The organism is Flavobacterium sp. (genome assembly GCF_040379285.1).
In the GTDB taxonomy this organism is placed as follows: Bacteria; Bacteroidota; Bacteroidia; order Flavobacteriales; family Flavobacteriaceae; genus Flavobacterium.
Window position 1 is genome coordinate 1 of sequence record NZ_JBEILJ010000053.1, and the last position, 16,336, is coordinate 16,336.

Sequence of the window (16,336 nt, forward strand, 5' to 3'; positions counted from 1 at the left end):
ACTCCGTTGCCCAAAAGGGTGCGCCATACGTGCTCGGCATCGACGCGATCGAGTCCTGCCTCCAGTTTATGCGTTTGTACGAAGGCTTTTAACACTTCGGCAAGTGAATTTTCATTGCTTTGACGTTTCATTATTACTTTCGAGAGAAGGGTTTGAATTTCTTGTAACGGTATTCGATATTATCGTCGTTTTTAAGCACAAGTACCGAGTCGGAGAGTTTAACTAGGGCCTCTTTCCAGCGTCCATAATCGGTTTGATAATGCAGGTACCAGGTGGCATTGGAGTCCTTTAATGTAATTTTTTCTTGTAACGTATTGGTGCGAAATGTTCCATCGAGTTGTGGCATTACTTTTTGACGAAAACCCGATTTGCCTTTGATTTGAAGATAATCGACTGTGGTGCTCGCTTTGTAGTCTATCGGCTCTCCTTCGGGATGTTCGGCTTTGGTAATTTCCCAATAGCCATTTAATTTAACCAAATCTTTTTCGGGAATGGGAGAAGAACATGCGTACAAAAGCACGGCCATTCCTCCTAAAATTAAGCTTCTTTTCATAGTCATTCTAAAAACCTAAAGGTATCGATTTTATGCGATATTCTAGTACCTTTGATTAAACCTTTTTCTGCAAAAAGACTCTAACCTTAAAAATCGTTGATCATGAGAAAAATAGCCTACGCCTCGTTGCTTTTCAGCAGTTTGTTATTGACCGTTTCCTGTTCGGATTCGGACAATAGCAGTCCAACGCCTCCCGAGGAAACCATGTATTTTCCGCCTAGTGATGGAAGTAATACGTGGGAGACGCAATCGGTAGCTGCCTTGGGTTGGAATCAAGCCGCAGTGCAACCTTTGGTCGATTATTTGACTTTAAAAAACACCAAATCGTTTATGATTTTGGTCAATGGCCGCATTGTCATGGAGTACTATTTGAACGGGCACAGCGCAACAACGCCTTGGTATTGGGCGAGTGCGGGGAAAACGTTGACGGCAGCCGTCACTGGGATTGCGCAGCAAGAGGGGCTTATCAATATTAATAATAAAGTATCCGATTATTTGGGAACAGGTTGGACGAGTGCTCCTTTGGCAAAAGAGAATTTGATTACGTGCAAAAATTTGTTGTCGATGAATTCGGGCTTGGATGACAGCATGGGCGACAGTGTGAGTCCGTCAAATTTGTTGTACGTCGCCGATGCAGGAACGCGTTGGGCCTATCACAATGTGTATGTAAAATTACAGGATGTAGTGGCTGCGGCGAGTGGTCAATCGTGGAGTACGTATTTTAACACCAAACTTCGCGATCGTATTGGTATGACTGGTGGCGCTTGGATCGCGAGTGGTGATGATTTGAGTGTGTATTGGAGTACCACGCGAAATATGGCGCGATTTGGACTTTTGGCGTTGAATAAAGGGAAATGGAATGGCGTACAGGTTGTCAATGAAGCGTTTTTTAATGAGGCAGCGAATACGTCCCAAAATTTGAATCAAGCCTATGGCTATATGTGGTGGTTGAATGGAAAATCGACGTATCGATTGCCGCAAACGCAATTTCAATTTAACGGTTCGATAATCCCCAATGGGCCTGCGGATATGTATTGTGCTTTGGGGAAAAACGATCAAAAGATCTATGTGGTTCCGAGTAAAAAGATGGTTGTGATACGAATGGGTGAGGCTGCAGATTCGGTGAATATGGCTTTATCGGATTTTGATGATACGTTATGGACAAAAATAAATGCGCTTTTTTAGGCGCATTTTTTATTTGGTTTTAAAGAAAAGGCGGTCAAAGAGACGAATCAAACCGGAAAGCAGGAAAAAGAAAGCGATGAGTTGCATGCCCATGGCGATGTCGGTAAAATGTCCTTCTACGAGTTTGGATAAGAGTCCAATGCCGAAGCTTAAAAGGATTAGAATTAAGAAAGGTACATTACGGTACCAATAAATGACTTTCTTCATGTTACGCGAAAAAACTATCTACAAATTCGTATTTATTAAACACTTGTAAGTCATTAATCCCTTCACCTACTCCGATATACTTAACCGGGATTTGAAACTGATCGGAGATCCCAATGACGACGCCTCCTTTGGCGGTTCCGTCCAATTTGGTGACTGCGAGACAACTCACTTCAGTGGCCGCTGTAAACTGTTTGGCTTGTTCAAAAGCGTTTTGACCCGTGGAGCCATCCAAAACTAAAAGCACATCGTGTGGGGCATCGGGGACTACTTTTTGCATTACTTTTTTGACTTTGGACAATTCGTTCATTAAGCCCACTTTGTTGTGTAAACGGCCCGCGGTATCGATAATGACGACATCTGCTTTTTGCGCGACAGCCGATTGTAAGGTGTCAAATGCAACGGAAGCTGGGTCAGAACCCATTTGTTGTTTTACAATGGGTACACCCACGCGATCGGCCCAGATTTGCAATTGATCAATAGCTGCGGCACGAAAAGTATCGGCAGCTCCGAGTACGACTTGGTGCCCTGCTTTTTTGAATTGATGGGCCAATTTTCCGATGGTGGTTGTTTTTCCCACGCCGTTGACCCCTACGACCATGATCACGTAAGGTCGTGAGGAAGTGGGTATAACAAACTCCGTTTCTTCACCCGATTGGGTTTCGGAGAGTAAACCTGCAATTTCTTCGCGTAAAATTTGATTCAATTCATCGGTTCCGAGGTATTTGTCTTGTGCTACGCGTTCTTCAATACGCTCAATAATTTTAAGGGTTGTATTGACCCCAACATCGGAGGAAACAAGAATTTCTTCCAAATTATCCAACACCTCATCATCGACTTTAGACTTACCGGCAACGGCTTTGGTGAGTTTGGAAAAGAAACTTGTTTTTGTTTTTTCCAAACCTTTATCTAAGGTCTCTTTTTTCTCGGAGGAAAATATGCGTTTAAAAAAGCTCATAAGGAACTACAACTACAGTGAATTTTGTTCGACAAATATAAATAAAAAAGCCACTTTCAAGAGAAAGTAGCTTTAATATATTGGGTTCGCTTCTGATTATTTCTTTTTCAAATACTCATCAACTTCTTCAGGAGACATAATCGCCTCTACGAAAGTGTAAGCACCTGTTTTGGGAGATTTTACCATTTTAATGGCTTTTGTTAATCTCTTTGAAGCGGTTTGTAACGTTGCTACGGTTTTCTTTGCCATGATTCAAAAGGGTATTTGAAATTTTTAAAACAATAAAAATCTCGTAATTATTTAATTTCTTTGTGTACAGTCATTCGCTTTAAGATCGGGTTGAATTTTTTCAACTCCATACGATCTGGCGTATTTTTTTTGTTCTTTTTCGTGATATAACGAGACGTACCAGGCATCCCTGATTCTTTATGCTCAGTACATTCTAAGATTACTTGGATTCTATTACCTTTCTTTGCCATTGTCTTTAATATTAAGGATTACCGATTAAATAAAGCCTTTTGCTTTTGCATCTTTCAATACAGCCGCAATGCCTTTTTTGTTGATTGTTTTAATCGTTGATGCAGCTACACGTAAGGTAACCCATCTATCTTCTTCAGCAAGGTAGAAACGTTTTTTAACTAAGTTCACAGAAAACTTACGTTTCGTTTTGTTCATCGCGTGAGAAACGTTGTTTCCAACCATCGCTCTCTTACCTGTAAGGTCACAAACTCTTGACATTATGCTTTTCTTTTATCGTTATTCAAAATCAGGGTGCAAAGAAACAAAAAAGAAACCTTACACACAAAAAAATATTAGAGATTTTTTAAAATTTCTTTTTGCAGCATTTCCAAGGCTTTTACGGTGGCTCGGTCTACTACTTTCTCACGGGGTTGACCAAAATTAAAGTGCTCAACAACAACCTCTTGCGGGGTAGCCAATGCAATAAATACGGTACCCACTTCGGCATCTGAATCTCCTTTTTGGGGCCCGGCATTACCGGTTGTCGCTAAAGCATAATCTGATTGCATTTGCGTTTGCACTCCCAAAGCCATCGCTTTTGCCACTTCGGCACTGACCACACTATGGGTGGCAATCAGCTGAGGGTCGACACCCAAAAGTTTTGTTTTTATTTCGGTCGCATAACATACTACACTTCCTTTGAAATAGGCAGAAGCGCCTGAAACGGATGTTAGCAGTTGGGCTATTTTTCCTCCCGTACAACTTTCAGCGGTTGCCAACGTTTGACCTCTTTGTGCCAACAATCGACCCACAACAACTTCTATCGTTTCGTCTTCTTCAAAACCAACCAGAATATCGCTAATCAACGGGGTAACCGCTGCCACTGCTTGAGCCACTGCTTCTTCCAATAGTTTTAAATCGATTCCGCGTGCTGTAAGACGTAAACGTACGCGCCCCGGAGCGGGTAAATAGGCGAGTTTTATGTATTCGGGCAATTGATTTTCCCAAGCCTCAATGCGCTCTGCGACAACACTTTCGCCCAAACCATAGGTTAATAAGGTTTTATGAAGAATATAGGGACGTTGATATTCGGCGGCTATTTTGGGAATCACTTGTTGTTCCATCAAATGTTTCATCTCATAAGGAACACCAGGCATCGAAATGAATACCGTTTGCTCTTTTTGAATCCACATACCAGGAGCCGTACCTACAGCATTGAAAAGCACCTGAGCATGGGAAGGCACCAACGCTTGGTCTTTATTCAACTGTGAAGCAGGTCGTTGCAGCACTTTCTCGATGAGCGCAACCACATGCTGTTCAACGTCGGTGTTGCGCACCAACGTGTCTTCAAAATAGTCGGCCAAGGTTTTTTTGGTGATATCGTCTTTGGTAGGCCCCAAACCTCCGGTCATCACTACAAAATCGACTTGATTCTGATAGGCCGAAAAGGTTTGCAGTAACGCTTCCCGTTGATCGCTTATGGAACGCATTTCCACTGTTTGCACCCCAATTCGATCCAAAGCCTTGGCGATAAATGTTGAATTGGTATCGGCGATTTGCCCAATAAGGATTTCGTCTCCAATGGTCACAATGGCAGCTTTCATGAGTAACTAAATATTCGATTAAATTTCGAAATCTTTTTTTATCTCTTTAACCGCTTTTTCAACTTGAACCTGAATACTTTCAAAAGTAGCTTCAATTTCTTTGCGTTTTCCTTCAGCTTTGGTCCAAGCTTCTACTTGTAGAATTTCTTCATGGGCCATGGTCATACCCAACAAATCGAGTGTGGGTTTGATTTTATGAGCATACGCATAGGCCAATTTGTGGTCTTTGGTTTTGATGCCCAATTCTATTTGTTGCAAGTCTTGTGGAACTTCAGTAACAAACAAGGTAATGATTTGCATGACAAACTCCGGATCATTATCCGATAATGCATATACTTTTGCGAGGTTATAATTAATTGCCATTCTTAGATATTCGTTTTTTTGCCTTTATTTAATGTGTATTCGAAATGCTTTTTTTCCTTCTATAAATCCTTCCAATTTATCATTGGGATGAACTTTGGCGACACCTTCGGGCGTTCCCGTAAATAAGATATCCCCTTTTTTTAACGTAAAATACTGTGAAACATACGCAATTTGCTCGTCTATTTTCCACAACATCTGCGCTGTATTTCCTTTTTGAACCACGTTTCCGTTGGAATGTAACTCAAAATTAATATTTTCAATCGATTCAAAATCAGATTTCGGATAAAATTCACCAATAACCGCTGAACCGTCAAATGCCTTAGCTTTTTCCCAAGGCAATCCCTTCTTTTTGAGTTGTTCTTGAAGATCGCGGGCTGTAAAATCGATGCCTAATCCAATCTCGTCATAGTACTGATGCGCCATTTTAACATCGATGTATTTTCCGACTTTATTGATTTTAACCAAAACCTCTACTTCATGATGCACATCGTTGGAAAACTCGGGAATCACAAAAGGATGTTGCTTCAATAAAATCGAAGAATCCGGTTTTAAAAACACAACCGGGGCCTCAGGACGCTCATTCTGAAGTTCGGCAATGTGTTGCACATAATTTCTTCCGATACAAATGATTTTCATGGTAACAGTTTTAAGCGGTTTTACCCTACCTTAACTTAGAAAGCGATTAGGATTTAGTATTTAACTTACGGAGTTTGATGCCTGTAAGCACCTTTTTGGTGTACAAAGGGAAATCAGCTCCTTGAATCCAACCAAAATAACCGGGCTCTTTTTCAAAAACATCTTCCACAAGAGCACCTTTATGCTTCCCGAAAGTAAAAATCTCTCGACCTTTATCGTCCAATGCAATGAACCCTGCAAAATCAACCGCTTTTTTTCGTGTAGTATACTCTGAAAGCGCTTTAACATCGTTGGGTAAATCGGGATAACGGTCCAATTGCGCTTTGAGAATTTCAAAAGTTGCTTTGGTATCTGCTTCAGCACTGTGGGCATTATCCAGGGTTTGATTACAATAAAAACGATAGGCTGCACTCAAGGTACGTTCCTCTTTTTTATGGAAAATGGTTTGCACATCGACGGCGACCCGATTTTTCATGTCAAAATCCACCTCCGCGCGCAATAACTCCTCGGCCAACAACGGAATATCAAATCGATCGGAATTGTATCCGGCCAAATCGGAATCCTTGATCATCGCATGGATTTGAGGGGCTAATTCTTTAAAGGTAGGCTCTTGGGCAACTTTTTCATTGGAAATTCCATGCACAGCCGTTGCTTGTGGGGGAATGGGAATTGTGGGGTTTACCAACCACGTTCGACTTTCTTGGTTCCCGTTGGGATATACCTTAACAATTGAAATTTCAACAATGCGGTCACGCGCCACATCAATTCCGGTTGTTTCTAAATCAAAAAAACAAAGCGGTCGGTTTAATTTTAATTCCATTTTAAAAAATCAAGCGGACAAATATACGGGATTGCGTGTACCGTTAATCGATATTTCAACATAATTTACTGCATTCCTAATCGGTCTTTTTTTTGGGCATAAGCTGACCGTATCCTAATTATTATCACCATTTTACTGCGCTTTGGACGGTAAATTTTAACAAATAGTACACTTTTAGTGTAAAGCTCCTTTGAAAAAAAAGCGATAGTTTTACCTCAACAATAAACACCTTTAAAATGATTTCAAGCATATGCCAAATGAAAGCGATAAATAGAAAAAGTAAGGCGCTGTGACGAAGGATTATAAAACATCCTATGAATTCATTGTAGAAATGGAATTCTTTGATATTCTTATTTAATTCGTTAAAACATGTTCCAATTCAACACCCGATTGGAAGACATTAAATTAACTCATTTTTCTGAAATGGGAATCTGATAATTTCCACTTGAAGTTCGTAAAAACCTGAAAGTGTTGGAAATAATTTTTAATACATGACTAAAGTCCAACTTCGGTTAAATCGTGGCTAACCCCCACATGTGACCCAGTAGTGCTGTTTCCGCGCATTGCCTAATGGAAAGGAACCTTTGAAGAAATTAGACGATTTGTTATACTTCAAAGGACGGAACTAACAAATCAAAACCGGTCTTCGGACCTCATTTTTAAGCCATTCAAAATTATGAAAAATCTAATCTTTGGCCTTATCGCCATCCTATTCATCGGAATCCCCTCCCAAGCGCAAAACAGAGAAACAATGACCGAAAAAGCGATAGTGGAATCCATTTCTTTGATCAGTAAAACAAATACCGAAAAGGTAGCCTACCAATTTAAATCCCTAGCCGAATTTGATGAAGGACTCGAAATTATTCTTAAAGAAGGTACTCTAGTCAACACCGAAACGCAGCGCAATGCAGATAAATGCGAAGTATCTCTTGAAGTTAGTGTCACCATGTCTGTGGGTCTGGCGAGTGTTACCGTTACAGCTTCTGCAACCGTGGGGTGCGCTGAAGTAGCAGCCACGGTTACCCGTTTACGAAAAATGCTCATCGCATCCATAACAGGTTAAGACTTTAGGATGTTACAATTTCGTACAATTGGACTCTTTTTCTGGATATTTTGTTTTTCGGGTACCCAAGCCCAAGCTGATTTACAAACGGTGATTCGAGGAGGCGAATTGTTGTTGAACGGATTAACGATTTTTAAAATCGCTAAAGGAAATTCCAACGCGTCCAAAACTACCCTTGAGCAGGTGTGTATTAAAAACAAATTAACTGAAAAAATAACGTTCCGAATTACTGGAAAAGGAGAAGATGGTGAGGAAATCAAGAAAGAACTTGTTGTCCAAAACGACGGAAAAGAGTGTTTGTTGGAACTCCCCAAAGGAATTTACACTTATGAGGTAATACTCTCGAATAAAGAAATTTATAAGAAAGGAGAATACCGATTTGAGGAATCTGTGGTGATTACCATCAAACCTAATGCGTAAAAAAAACCCGACGTGATGTCGGGTTTTATAGGTTGTATTAAATCGTACGGTTACTATCCCACGCTTCCAAATAATCGGCGACGCGCTTCACAAAACTTCCGCCCAAAGCACCATCGACTACGCGGTGATCATAACTGTGTGATAAAAACATTTTCTGACGAATACCAATGAAGTCTCCCTCTGGCGTTTCAATGACCGCAGGCACTTTTCGGATTGCCCCCAAAGCTAAAATGCCCACTTGAGGTTGGTTGATGATCGGCGTCCCAAAAACCGAACCAAACGTTCCCACATTGGTTACGGTATACGTTCCTCCTTGGGTATCATCGGGTTTTAATTTCCCCGCTTTGGCACGGTTTCCTAAATCATTCACCGCTTTGGCCATTCCCACCAAATTCAACTGATCGGCATTTTTAATCACGGGAACAATCAAATTGCCATTGGGTAAGGCTGCAGCCATTCCCAAATTGATATTTTTCTTCTTGATAATGTATTCTCCTTCTACAGATATATTCATCATGGGGAAATCTTTCAACGCTTTAGCCACCGCTTCCATAAATATCGGGGTAAAGGTAAGCTTCTCCCCTTCGCGCTTTTCAAACTCGTTTTTCACCTTATCACGCCATTTTACAATATTGGTCACATCGACCTCAATAAACGACTGAACGTGAGCCGAAGTCTGCACCGATTCGACCATGTACTTTGAAATCAATTTGCGCATACGGTCCATTTCGACAATTTCGTCGGCACCATTTACTGAAACAGGTACTGCTTGCGCTGCAGGAGCTGCTACAGGAGCCAGTGTCGCTTCAGGAGCCGTAGTAGCTGCAGGAGCTACAGGTTGGTTTCCTCTATTTTTGATGTAGTGTAACAAATCTTCTTTGGTGACACGGCCGTCTTTACCCGAACCGGCAATCGTATCCAATTCGGCCACAGAAATTCCTTCTTCCTTGGCAATATTTTTAACCAAAGGAGAATAAAATTTATCCGAACCTGAAAAATCGGCTGGAGCTGCCATTTCTTTCGCTACTTCGACAGCAGCGGCCACCGCTTCAACCACAGGAGCAGCTGCTACGGCTTGTGCAACGGGTTCAGCAACAGCACCACCTTCCGTTTCGATAATGGCAATGGTTTGTCCTACTTTTACAACATCGTTGACTTGAAATAAAATTTCAGATAGCGTTCCCGAAACTTCACTGGGCACTTCGCTATCCACTTTATCTGTGGCAATTTCCAAAACCGCTTCATCAGCAGCAATGGTATCGCCCACGTTTTTTAACCAATTGGTAATGGTTGCCTCAGCAACACTCTCCCCCATTTTCGGTAATTTCAATTCAAACTTTGCCATATTCGTAGTATATCGTTGTGTTTGCTATTTTGGATTGCAAAAATACTAATTCTTACGTGTCTTTACAGTTCATTGTGTAAAATTTCACAAAAATTCTACCCCACCTACATCGTTTGCGTGATCACTTCCTATCAAACCCTCATAGTGGGGCATATAGTTGCGAAAGCTACAGCCTGAACCCTTGTGTTGTTGCATAAATGCTATAATCTCCTCAAAGGAGAACGACCGGGTGTCAAAAACGACGCGAACAGCCTTGTACTTCCGAGTGGGAAAATCATGCAACGTATTAAAATAAGTCACAGTGAAAACCGATTGGAGTTGCAACTGGTGTTTGGTAAAAACAATAATCTCTTGAAAGGGAAGGGTGCGCTTCTTTTGTTGGGTACTTTTCAATAACGAAAAAAGAAAACTCCCTCCATACATCATGCCGTCAAAAATTAGGGAACGACGAAAATGTTTTTGGTAAAAAAACTGCATAGCCTCCCGAAAGCGCTTCATATACAACCCATCGCGAACAGTACTCTCGCCTTTGTAGTGGATCACCGTAGTATCCGCGAAGTAATAATTTGTTCGTCCCGACTTCAAACTCATATAACTCAAATCGATATCATCGGAATACATAAAACAGTTTTCATCAAAGCCGCCCAACTTGAGATACACCTCCCGTGGCATCACCATAAAAGCCCCGACCAAAATATCGACCGCTCCCGATTGATTTTCAGTGAGATGCTCGGCATAATACCGTGTAAATCGCGCTGATTTTGGAAACACTTTGTACAATCCAAAAATCTTGGTAAAAGCCACCCATGGCCTAGGAATGCCGCGTTTGCTTTCGGGTAAAAAATGGCCCGTGCCGTCGATCAACTTGCATCCCAAAATGCCCAAATTTGCTTCCAATTCGGGATGTGTCGCCAAATATGAAAAAATTTTGGTAAATGTATCTTCAGCCACCACGGTATCGGGATTTAAAATACAAATGTATTCCCCTTTTGCCGCAGCAACGCCCTGGTTGTTCCCTTTTGGAAAACCGTAATTCTCCGTATTGGCAATCAACTTGACTTCGGGAAAACGTTCTCGAACCATCGCACAACTGGCATCGGAAGAGGCATTGTCCACCACAATAATCTCGGCCTCCAACGGCGCAATAGCTTTTTGAACACTATATAAACATTGCTCCAAAAAGTATCTAACGTTGTAATTCAATATAATGACCGAGAGTTGCATGGCACAAAGATAGGGATTGCCCATTATTATTTGACGTGGAAATAAAATTGGTGATTGCCCATGAATCCGTTACTTTTGTTCCTTGAAATCAGAACTTAAAATTCCCTCAATTTTGAATTATTTATCGGTTGAAAATATCGCCAAATCCTACGGAGAGCGCACCCTTTTTGAAAACCTATCGTTTGGAATTAATAAGGACCAAAAAATTGCTTTTGTAGCCAAAAACGGTACCGGAAAAACCTCCTTGCTCAAAATGATTACCGGCGAAGACACTCCGGATGCGGGGCAAATCGTAATGCGTAAGGACATCAAAATGGCTTTTTTGGCACAAGAACCGCAATTGCAACCCGAGCTAACCATCGAGGAAAGCATTTTTGCTAGTGATAATGACACCCTGAAAATCATCGAACAATACGAAAAAGCACTTGATAATCCCGAAGACGAAGAGGCCTATCAAAAAGCTTTTGAAAATATGGAACGGCATAATGCGTGGGACTTTGAAACGCAATACAAGCAGATTTTGTTCAAACTCAAACTCGATGATTTAAAACTGAAAGTGAAAAGTTTGTCGGGAGGACAAAAAAAGCGCTTGGCCCTCGCGATAATTCTCATCAATCGTCCCGATTTATTGATTTTGGACGAACCCACCAACCACCTCGATCTAGAGATGATTGAATGGCTGGAAAATTATTTCTCCAAAGAAAACATGACCCTGTTTATGGTGACGCACGACCGTTTCTTCTTGGAACGCGTGTGTAATGAAATCATCGAACTCGACAACGGCAAACTCTACCAATACAAAGGGAATTACTCCTATTATTTGCAGAAAAAAGAAGAGCGCATCGCCAGTGAAAATGCCTCGGTAGAAAAGGCGAAAAACCTTTTTGTGAAAGAATTGGATTGGATGCGTCGGCAACCCAAAGCCCGAACCACCAAATCCAAATCGCGTATCGACGACTTTTATGTCATCAAAGAAAAAGCGCATTCCCGACGGAAGGAACATGTGATGGAACTGGAAATCAATATGGAGCGCATGGGCAGTAAAGTGGTCGAGCTGCATAAAGTATCGAAAAAATTCCATGATAAAGTTATCCTCGACGGCTTTGACTACACCTTCAATCGGGGCGAACGCATCGGAATTATTGGTAAAAATGGAACGGGAAAATCGACATTTTTAAATGTTATTACGCAAACCCTCGCACCCGATGCCGGAAAAGTAATCATCGGCGACACCATTAAAATTGGCTATTACACCCAAAGTGGCATCAACCCCAAACCCGAACAAAAAGTCATTGACATCATTAAAGAATACGGTGAATACATTCCTCTGACCAAAGGACGAACCATCTCGGCAGGCGGTTTACTCGAGCGTTTTTTGTTTGATCGCAAAAAGCAACATGATTTTGTCGAAAAATTGAGTGGAGGCGAATTGAAACGCTTGTATTTGTGTACCGTGTTGATTCAGAATCCAAACTTTTTGATTCTCGACGAGCCTACCAACGACTTGGATATTGTTACCTTGAATGTGTTGGAAAATTTCTTGCTGGATTATCCTGGCTGTCTATTGGTCGTTTCCCACGACCGCTATTTCATGGACAAAATTGTAGACCATCTTTTTGTATTCCGAGGGCAAGGGGAAATTGAAGATTTTCCGGGCAACTATTCCGATTTCCGGGCCTATGAAGACAGTGCTGCTCCTGAGAAAGAGGAGAAAACGGACGGCAACACGGCCAAAAACTGGAAAGAAAAACAGGTCAAACAAGGAATTTCCTTCAACGAACAAAAAGAATTCCAGAAAATCGAGCGCGAAATCAAAGACTTGGAATACGAAAAAAAACAAATTGAACAGCAGTTCACCGCTGGTACATTAGCCCCCGATGCCATTGAAACCAAGGCCTTGGAATTGCAAAAAATCATCAAATCCTTGGAAGAGAAAGAAGAACGATGGTTTGAATTGTCGGCGAAGATGGAAGGTTGATTCAAGTCTGCAGTCGCAGTTTACAGTGGAGAGTAGCAGTGGGCAGTCGCAGTGAACAGTCGCAGTGAACAGTATTTTGAGGATAAAAAGAGGAATCATGCATCAAATTTTAGCATATATACAATTCTTATGGCACTCCAAAAACGAACATGGAGTCCATTCGCCGTTTGTATTTGATTTGGTGACCCAATGTTTTTACGACAGAAAAAAATACCCAGCGTATGAAAACCTAGCTAGCTACCGAAACCGACTTTTAAAAAACACGAACACGATTGACGTAACCGACTTCGGTGCGGGTTCGCGCGTGTTCAAATCCAATACCCGAGCGATTAACGCCATTGCGAAAAACGCAGGAATTTCCCCCAAAAGAGCGCAATTGTTATTCCGACTCGTACAGTATTTTCAACCCCAATCCATGCTAGAAATTGGCACCTCGTTGGGATTAGCGACCGCAGCCCTGCATTTGGGAAATCCGAACGCAAAGATTACCACCCTCGAAGGATGTCGCAACACGCATACCGTCGCCCAATCGGAACTGCAAAAATGGCAACCCACCTCGCGTTCGATTGAATTCATCACCACTGAATTTTCGGAAGCCTTATCCAAACTTCAAACAACGACCCCCTTTGACCTCATCTATTTTGATGGCAATCATTCGAAAGCCGCCACTTTAGCGTATTTCGAACAATTATTGCCTACAGCCACCAACGATTCTGTGTGGATTTTTGACGATATTCATTGGTCAAAAGGTATGGAGGAAGCTTGGGAAAACATCAAAAACCATCCCGACGTCACCGTCAGTATCGATACGTTTCAATGGGGCATCGTTTTTTTTCGCAAAGAACAACGCTTGGCCAAAGAACATTTCACCTTACGGGTTTAAATTCACTCCCCGCTGTAACATTTTTACAAAGCAGTTTACTTATAAGAGCACAGGCTTTTTTGCCGCATGCTGAATTATACCATTATGGCTGAATCACTCATTAACATCACCGACATCAAACGCGATTTCCAATTGGGAAGTGAAACCATCAATGTCCTCAAAGGGATTGATCTCCAAATAAATAAAGGAGAATACGTCGCCTTGATGGGTCCGTCGGGTTCGGGAAAATCGACTTTGATGAATATCTTGGGCTGTTTAGACACCCCCACTTCAGGCACTTATATCCTCAACGGAAAAGACGTTTCGCAAATGCACGACGACGATTTGGCTGAAGTGCGCAACAAAGAAATCGGTTTTGTCTTTCAAACATTCAACCTTTTACCGCGAACCACCGCGCTTGATAATGTAGCCTTACCCATGGTGTATGCCGGATACAATAAAACCGACCGCCATGCACGCGCCAAAGAAGTGTTGACGCAAGTGGGACTCGCCGATCGAATGGACCACCAGCCCAACCAACTCTCGGGGGGACAACGCCAACGGGTAGCTGTAGCACGCGCTCTAGTCAACAAACCCTCCATTATTTTGGCCGATGAACCCACCGGAAACTTGGATAGTAAAACCTCTGAAGAAATCATGAAATTATTTGATGATATTCATACCCTTGGGAATACCGTCATTTTAGTCACCCATGAAGAAGACATTGCACAATATGCGCACCGCATTATCCGTTTAAGAGACGGCATCATCGAAAGTGATACTCCCAACCGATAAGTTGGGTTTTTTTATACCTTTACACATCAAATTTACATCCATGAAAAAATCAATGTTGTTTTTGTTCTTTTTGGCCTCCGCGGTTTACCATTCCCAAGCACAACAAACCGACCACCAATGGAAAGAGACCGAAGCTGCTGGCTATCGCTACAAGTATGTCACCAATGACCCGATGAAAGCGCGGTTTTATACCTTAAAAAATGGGTTGACCGTTATTTTGAGTCCAACGCCCAAAGACCCACGCATTCAAGCCTACGTCGCGGTGAAAGCCGGAAGCAAAACCGACCCAGCAACCAATACAGGACTCGCGCACTACTTGGAACACATGTTGTTTAAAGGCACCGACAAATACGGTAGTTTGGATTGGGCCAAAGAAAAAGTGGAACTCGACAAAATTGATGCGCTTTACGAACAATACAACACCACAAAAGACGAAGCCCAACGCAAAATCATTTACCGAAAAATCGACTCGATTTCAGGCGTTGCCAGTACCTATGCTATTGCCAACGAATACGACAAAATGATGACTGCTATGGGGGCGCAAGGAACCAATGCTTTTACTTCCTTTGAACAAACCGTTTATACCGACGATGTGCCCGCTAGTGCCATCGACAAATACCTTACCGTGCAAGCCGAGCGTTTTCGCAACCCGATTTTGCGCATTTTCCATACCGAATTGGAAGCCGTTTATGAAGAGAAAAACCGCTCGCTAGACAACGATGGCCGCAAGGTATTTGAAACCTTATTTGCGACCTTATTTCAAAAACATAATTACGGATTGCAAACCACCATTGGCACTGTAGAACACTTGAAAAATCCGTCGTTGGTTGAAATTCGCAAGTACTTCAACACCTATTATGTTCCCAACAATATGGGAATTATCCTTTCGGGCGATTTTAATCCCGATACGGTAATTGCCACTATCGACCGTATGTTTGGCTATATGCAATCCAAACCTGTAAAAAAATACACCTTCGCTCCCGAAGATCCGATTGCTGCTCCGGTTGAAAAAGAAATCGTAGGGCCCGACGCAGAGAGTTTGACCATTGGCTTCCGCTTACCTGGCAATAAAGATAAAGATGCTTTGTTGGCAGATTTGGTGGGACAAGTGTTGACCAATGGTCGTGCGGGATTATTGGATTTGAATTTGGTGAAAAAGCAAAAATTGCTTCGTGCCAATGCGTTTACTTATGCCCTTATCGATCATGGAGTTTTATACTTCTCGGCTTCCCCTACCAGCGGACAATCGCTAGAAGAGGTGAAAGCCTTGGTGTTGGGTGAAATTGAAAACTTGAAAAAAGGAAATTTTGATGAAGAATTGATTGTTTCCATCATCAACAATATCAAGAAAAGCAAAATCAATGAATCCGAGAATTATGGTGACCGCGCGAGTGCATTGATGGATGCTTTCACCTCAGAATTGGATTGGAAAGATCAGGTCGCTTATGTAAACAATCTGTCGAAAATCAAGAAAGCCGACCTTATTGCTTTTGCCAACAAATACTTAGGCAACAATTATGTATGCGTTTTCAAACGTAAAGGCGATGCACCACAATCGTCGAAAATTGAAAAACCGCAAATCACACCCGTTGCGACCAACCCCGACAAGCAATCGGCTTTTGTGAAAATGGTGAACGACATGCCCGCTACCCCAGCTACCCCTGTATTTTTGAATTTTGATAAAGACATTCAAAAAGCCAAAATAGGCAATGCCGAAGTGTTGTATGTTCCCAACAAAGACAATTCGTTGTTCCGTTTGCGTTACCGTTACAACATCGGGACCCTTAACGACAATACCTTGGGACTGGCAGCACAATACGTTCAATTCCTTGGGACTAACACGCAAACCGCAGAACAAATCACCAAA

Annotated in this window: 19 protein-coding genes; 7 read left to right on the top strand and 12 right to left on the bottom strand. The window is 42.0% G+C overall.

What is annotated here, in order from left to right:
* Positions 1–133 precede the first annotated feature (133 nt).
* Entirely contained in the window at positions 134–553 is a 420-nt protein-coding gene (locus ABWO12_RS10145) for a lipocalin family protein (RefSeq protein WP_353088778.1), read from the bottom strand.
* Between the two features lie 102 nt (positions 554–655).
* On the opposite strand from ABWO12_RS10145, the gene ABWO12_RS10150 reads away from it, so the two are divergent.
* Positions 656–1,738 carry a serine hydrolase domain-containing protein gene (locus ABWO12_RS10150; RefSeq protein ID WP_353088779.1) on the top strand — a complete coding sequence of 361 codons (1,083 nt, stop codon included), beginning with the start codon at positions 656–658 and terminating at the stop codon, positions 1,736–1,738.
* Positions 1,739–1,747: 9 nt separating this feature from the next.
* Here the strand turns inward: ABWO12_RS10150 and ABWO12_RS10155 are convergent, their stop codons facing one another.
* From ABWO12_RS10155 to ABWO12_RS10195, 9 genes are all read right to left on the bottom strand, one after another.
* Positions 1,748–1,945 carry a hypothetical protein gene (locus ABWO12_RS10155; protein ID WP_353088781.1) on the bottom strand — a complete coding sequence of 66 codons (198 nt, stop codon included), beginning with the start codon at positions 1,943–1,945 and terminating at the stop codon, positions 1,748–1,750.
* Position 1,946: 1 nt separating this feature from the next.
* Positions 1,947–2,900, bottom strand: a complete 954-nt coding sequence (ftsY, locus tag ABWO12_RS10160; protein WP_353088782.1) for a signal recognition particle-docking protein FtsY — start codon at positions 2,898–2,900, stop codon at positions 1,947–1,949.
* 96 nt (positions 2,901–2,996) lie between these two features.
* On the bottom strand, positions 2,997–3,149 hold the full coding sequence (locus ABWO12_RS10165; protein ID WP_073362763.1) for a DUF4295 domain-containing protein: 153 nt from the start codon (positions 3,147–3,149) through the stop codon (positions 2,997–2,999).
* A gap of 47 nt (positions 3,150–3,196) precedes the next feature.
* The gene (rpmG, locus tag ABWO12_RS10170; protein ID WP_073362761.1) at positions 3,197–3,379 is read right to left on the bottom strand and encodes a 50S ribosomal protein L33; all 183 of its coding nucleotides are present in this window, start codon (positions 3,377–3,379) and stop codon (positions 3,197–3,199) included.
* Between the two features lie 25 nt (positions 3,380–3,404).
* Entirely contained in the window at positions 3,405–3,638 is a 234-nt protein-coding gene (rpmB, locus tag ABWO12_RS10175; protein ID WP_073362759.1) for a 50S ribosomal protein L28, read from the bottom strand.
* Positions 3,639–3,712: 74 nt separating this feature from the next.
* The gene (locus tag ABWO12_RS10180) at positions 3,713–4,963 is read right to left on the bottom strand and encodes a CinA family nicotinamide mononucleotide deamidase-related protein (protein ID WP_353088783.1); all 1,251 of its coding nucleotides are present in this window, start codon (positions 4,961–4,963) and stop codon (positions 3,713–3,715) included.
* A gap of 18 nt (positions 4,964–4,981) precedes the next feature.
* The gene (locus tag ABWO12_RS10185; protein WP_073362756.1) at positions 4,982–5,326 is read right to left on the bottom strand and encodes an Hpt domain-containing protein; all 345 of its coding nucleotides are present in this window, start codon (positions 5,324–5,326) and stop codon (positions 4,982–4,984) included.
* Positions 5,327–5,350: 24 nt separating this feature from the next.
* Positions 5,351–5,962, bottom strand: coding sequence for a fumarylacetoacetate hydrolase family protein (locus tag ABWO12_RS10190; protein ID WP_353088785.1), 612 nt, complete (start codon positions 5,960–5,962; stop codon positions 5,351–5,353).
* A 46-nt stretch (positions 5,963–6,008) separates the two neighbouring features.
* On the bottom strand, positions 6,009–6,782 hold the full coding sequence (locus tag ABWO12_RS10195) for a 3'-5' exonuclease (RefSeq protein WP_073362753.1): 774 nt from the start codon (positions 6,780–6,782) through the stop codon (positions 6,009–6,011).
* Between the two features lie 676 nt (positions 6,783–7,458).
* On the opposite strand from ABWO12_RS10195, the gene ABWO12_RS10200 reads away from it, so the two are divergent.
* The gene (locus tag ABWO12_RS10200; protein WP_353088787.1) at positions 7,459–7,845 is read left to right on the top strand and encodes a hypothetical protein; all 387 of its coding nucleotides are present in this window, start codon (positions 7,459–7,461) and stop codon (positions 7,843–7,845) included.
* Between the two features lie 9 nt (positions 7,846–7,854).
* A complete protein-coding gene (locus ABWO12_RS10205; protein ID WP_353088788.1) occupies positions 7,855–8,265 on the top strand; it encodes a hypothetical protein in 411 nt (136 codons plus the stop codon).
* A gap of 37 nt (positions 8,266–8,302) precedes the next feature.
* On the opposite strand, the gene ABWO12_RS10210 is transcribed toward ABWO12_RS10205, so the two are convergent.
* Positions 8,303–9,610: a dihydrolipoamide acetyltransferase family protein gene (locus ABWO12_RS10210; RefSeq protein ID WP_353088789.1), complete on the bottom strand. Its 1,308-nt coding sequence runs from the start codon at positions 9,608–9,610 to the stop codon at positions 8,303–8,305.
* Between the two features lie 84 nt (positions 9,611–9,694).
* Complete coding sequence (locus tag ABWO12_RS10215; protein WP_502902927.1) at positions 9,695–10,858, bottom strand: glycosyltransferase family 2 protein; 1,164 nt, start codon at positions 10,856–10,858, stop codon at positions 9,695–9,697.
* Positions 10,859–10,946: 88 nt separating this feature from the next.
* On the opposite strand from ABWO12_RS10215, the gene ABWO12_RS10220 reads away from it, so the two are divergent.
* The 4 genes from ABWO12_RS10220 to ABWO12_RS10235 form a co-directional block, all read left to right on the top strand.
* Entirely contained in the window at positions 10,947–12,812 is a 1,866-nt protein-coding gene (locus ABWO12_RS10220) for an ABC-F family ATP-binding cassette domain-containing protein (RefSeq protein WP_353088790.1), read from the top strand.
* Positions 12,813–12,909: 97 nt separating this feature from the next.
* Positions 12,910–13,695, top strand: a complete 786-nt coding sequence (locus tag ABWO12_RS10225) for an O-methyltransferase (RefSeq protein ID WP_502902928.1) — start codon at positions 12,910–12,912, stop codon at positions 13,693–13,695.
* A gap of 84 nt (positions 13,696–13,779) precedes the next feature.
* The gene (locus ABWO12_RS10230; protein ID WP_353088792.1) at positions 13,780–14,469 is read left to right on the top strand and encodes an ABC transporter ATP-binding protein; all 690 of its coding nucleotides are present in this window, start codon (positions 13,780–13,782) and stop codon (positions 14,467–14,469) included.
* A gap of 40 nt (positions 14,470–14,509) precedes the next feature.
* On the top strand, positions 14,510–16,336 hold a 1,827-nt coding region (locus tag ABWO12_RS10235; protein ID WP_353088793.1), incomplete at its 3' end, for a M16 family metallopeptidase.

What these genes read in the sequence shown, in the direction of transcription:
- ABWO12_RS10180 (WP_353088783.1), bottom strand. Translation starts at nt 4,963, where the DNA reads ATGAAAGCTGCCATTGTGACCATTGGAGACGAAATCCTTATTGGGCAA.
- ABWO12_RS10200 (WP_353088787.1), top strand. Translation starts at nt 7,459, where the DNA reads ATGAAAAATCTAATCTTTGGCCTTATCGCCATCCTATTCATCGGAATC.
- ABWO12_RS10150 (WP_353088779.1), top strand. Translation starts at nt 656, where the DNA reads ATGAGAAAAATAGCCTACGCCTCGTTGCTTTTCAGCAGTTTGTTATTG.
- ABWO12_RS10190 (WP_353088785.1), bottom strand. Translation starts at nt 5,962, where the DNA reads ATGAAAATCATTTGTATCGGAAGAAATTATGTGCAACACATTGCCGAA.
- ABWO12_RS10225 (WP_502902928.1), top strand. Translation starts at nt 12,910, where the DNA reads ATGCATCAAATTTTAGCATATATACAATTCTTATGGCACTCCAAAAAC.
- ABWO12_RS10210 (WP_353088789.1), bottom strand. Translation starts at nt 9,610, where the DNA reads ATGGCAAAGTTTGAATTGAAATTACCGAAAATGGGGGAGAGTGTTGCT.
- ABWO12_RS10185 (WP_073362756.1), bottom strand. Translation starts at nt 5,326, where the DNA reads ATGGCAATTAATTATAACCTCGCAAAAGTATATGCATTATCGGATAAT.
- ABWO12_RS10215 (WP_502902927.1), bottom strand. Translation starts at nt 10,858, where the DNA reads ATGGGCAATCCCTATCTTTGTGCCATGCAACTCTCGGTCATTATATTG.
- ABWO12_RS10155 (WP_353088781.1), bottom strand. Translation starts at nt 1,945, where the DNA reads ATGAAGAAAGTCATTTATTGGTACCGTAATGTACCTTTCTTAATTCTA.
- ftsY (WP_353088782.1), bottom strand. Translation starts at nt 2,900, where the DNA reads ATGAGCTTTTTTAAACGCATATTTTCCTCCGAGAAAAAAGAGACCTTA.
- ABWO12_RS10145 (WP_353088778.1), bottom strand. Translation starts at nt 553, where the DNA reads ATGAAAAGAAGCTTAATTTTAGGAGGAATGGCCGTGCTTTTGTACGCA.
- ABWO12_RS10165 (WP_073362763.1), bottom strand. Translation starts at nt 3,149, where the DNA reads ATGGCAAAGAAAACCGTAGCAACGTTACAAACCGCTTCAAAGAGATTA.
- ABWO12_RS10230 (WP_353088792.1), top strand. Translation starts at nt 13,780, where the DNA reads ATGGCTGAATCACTCATTAACATCACCGACATCAAACGCGATTTCCAA.
- ABWO12_RS10195 (WP_073362753.1), bottom strand. Translation starts at nt 6,782, where the DNA reads ATGGAATTAAAATTAAACCGACCGCTTTGTTTTTTTGATTTAGAAACA.
- rpmG (WP_073362761.1), bottom strand. Translation starts at nt 3,379, where the DNA reads ATGGCAAAGAAAGGTAATAGAATCCAAGTAATCTTAGAATGTACTGAG.
- rpmB (WP_073362759.1), bottom strand. Translation starts at nt 3,638, where the DNA reads ATGTCAAGAGTTTGTGACCTTACAGGTAAGAGAGCGATGGTTGGAAAC.
- ABWO12_RS10205 (WP_353088788.1), top strand. Translation starts at nt 7,855, where the DNA reads ATGTTACAATTTCGTACAATTGGACTCTTTTTCTGGATATTTTGTTTT.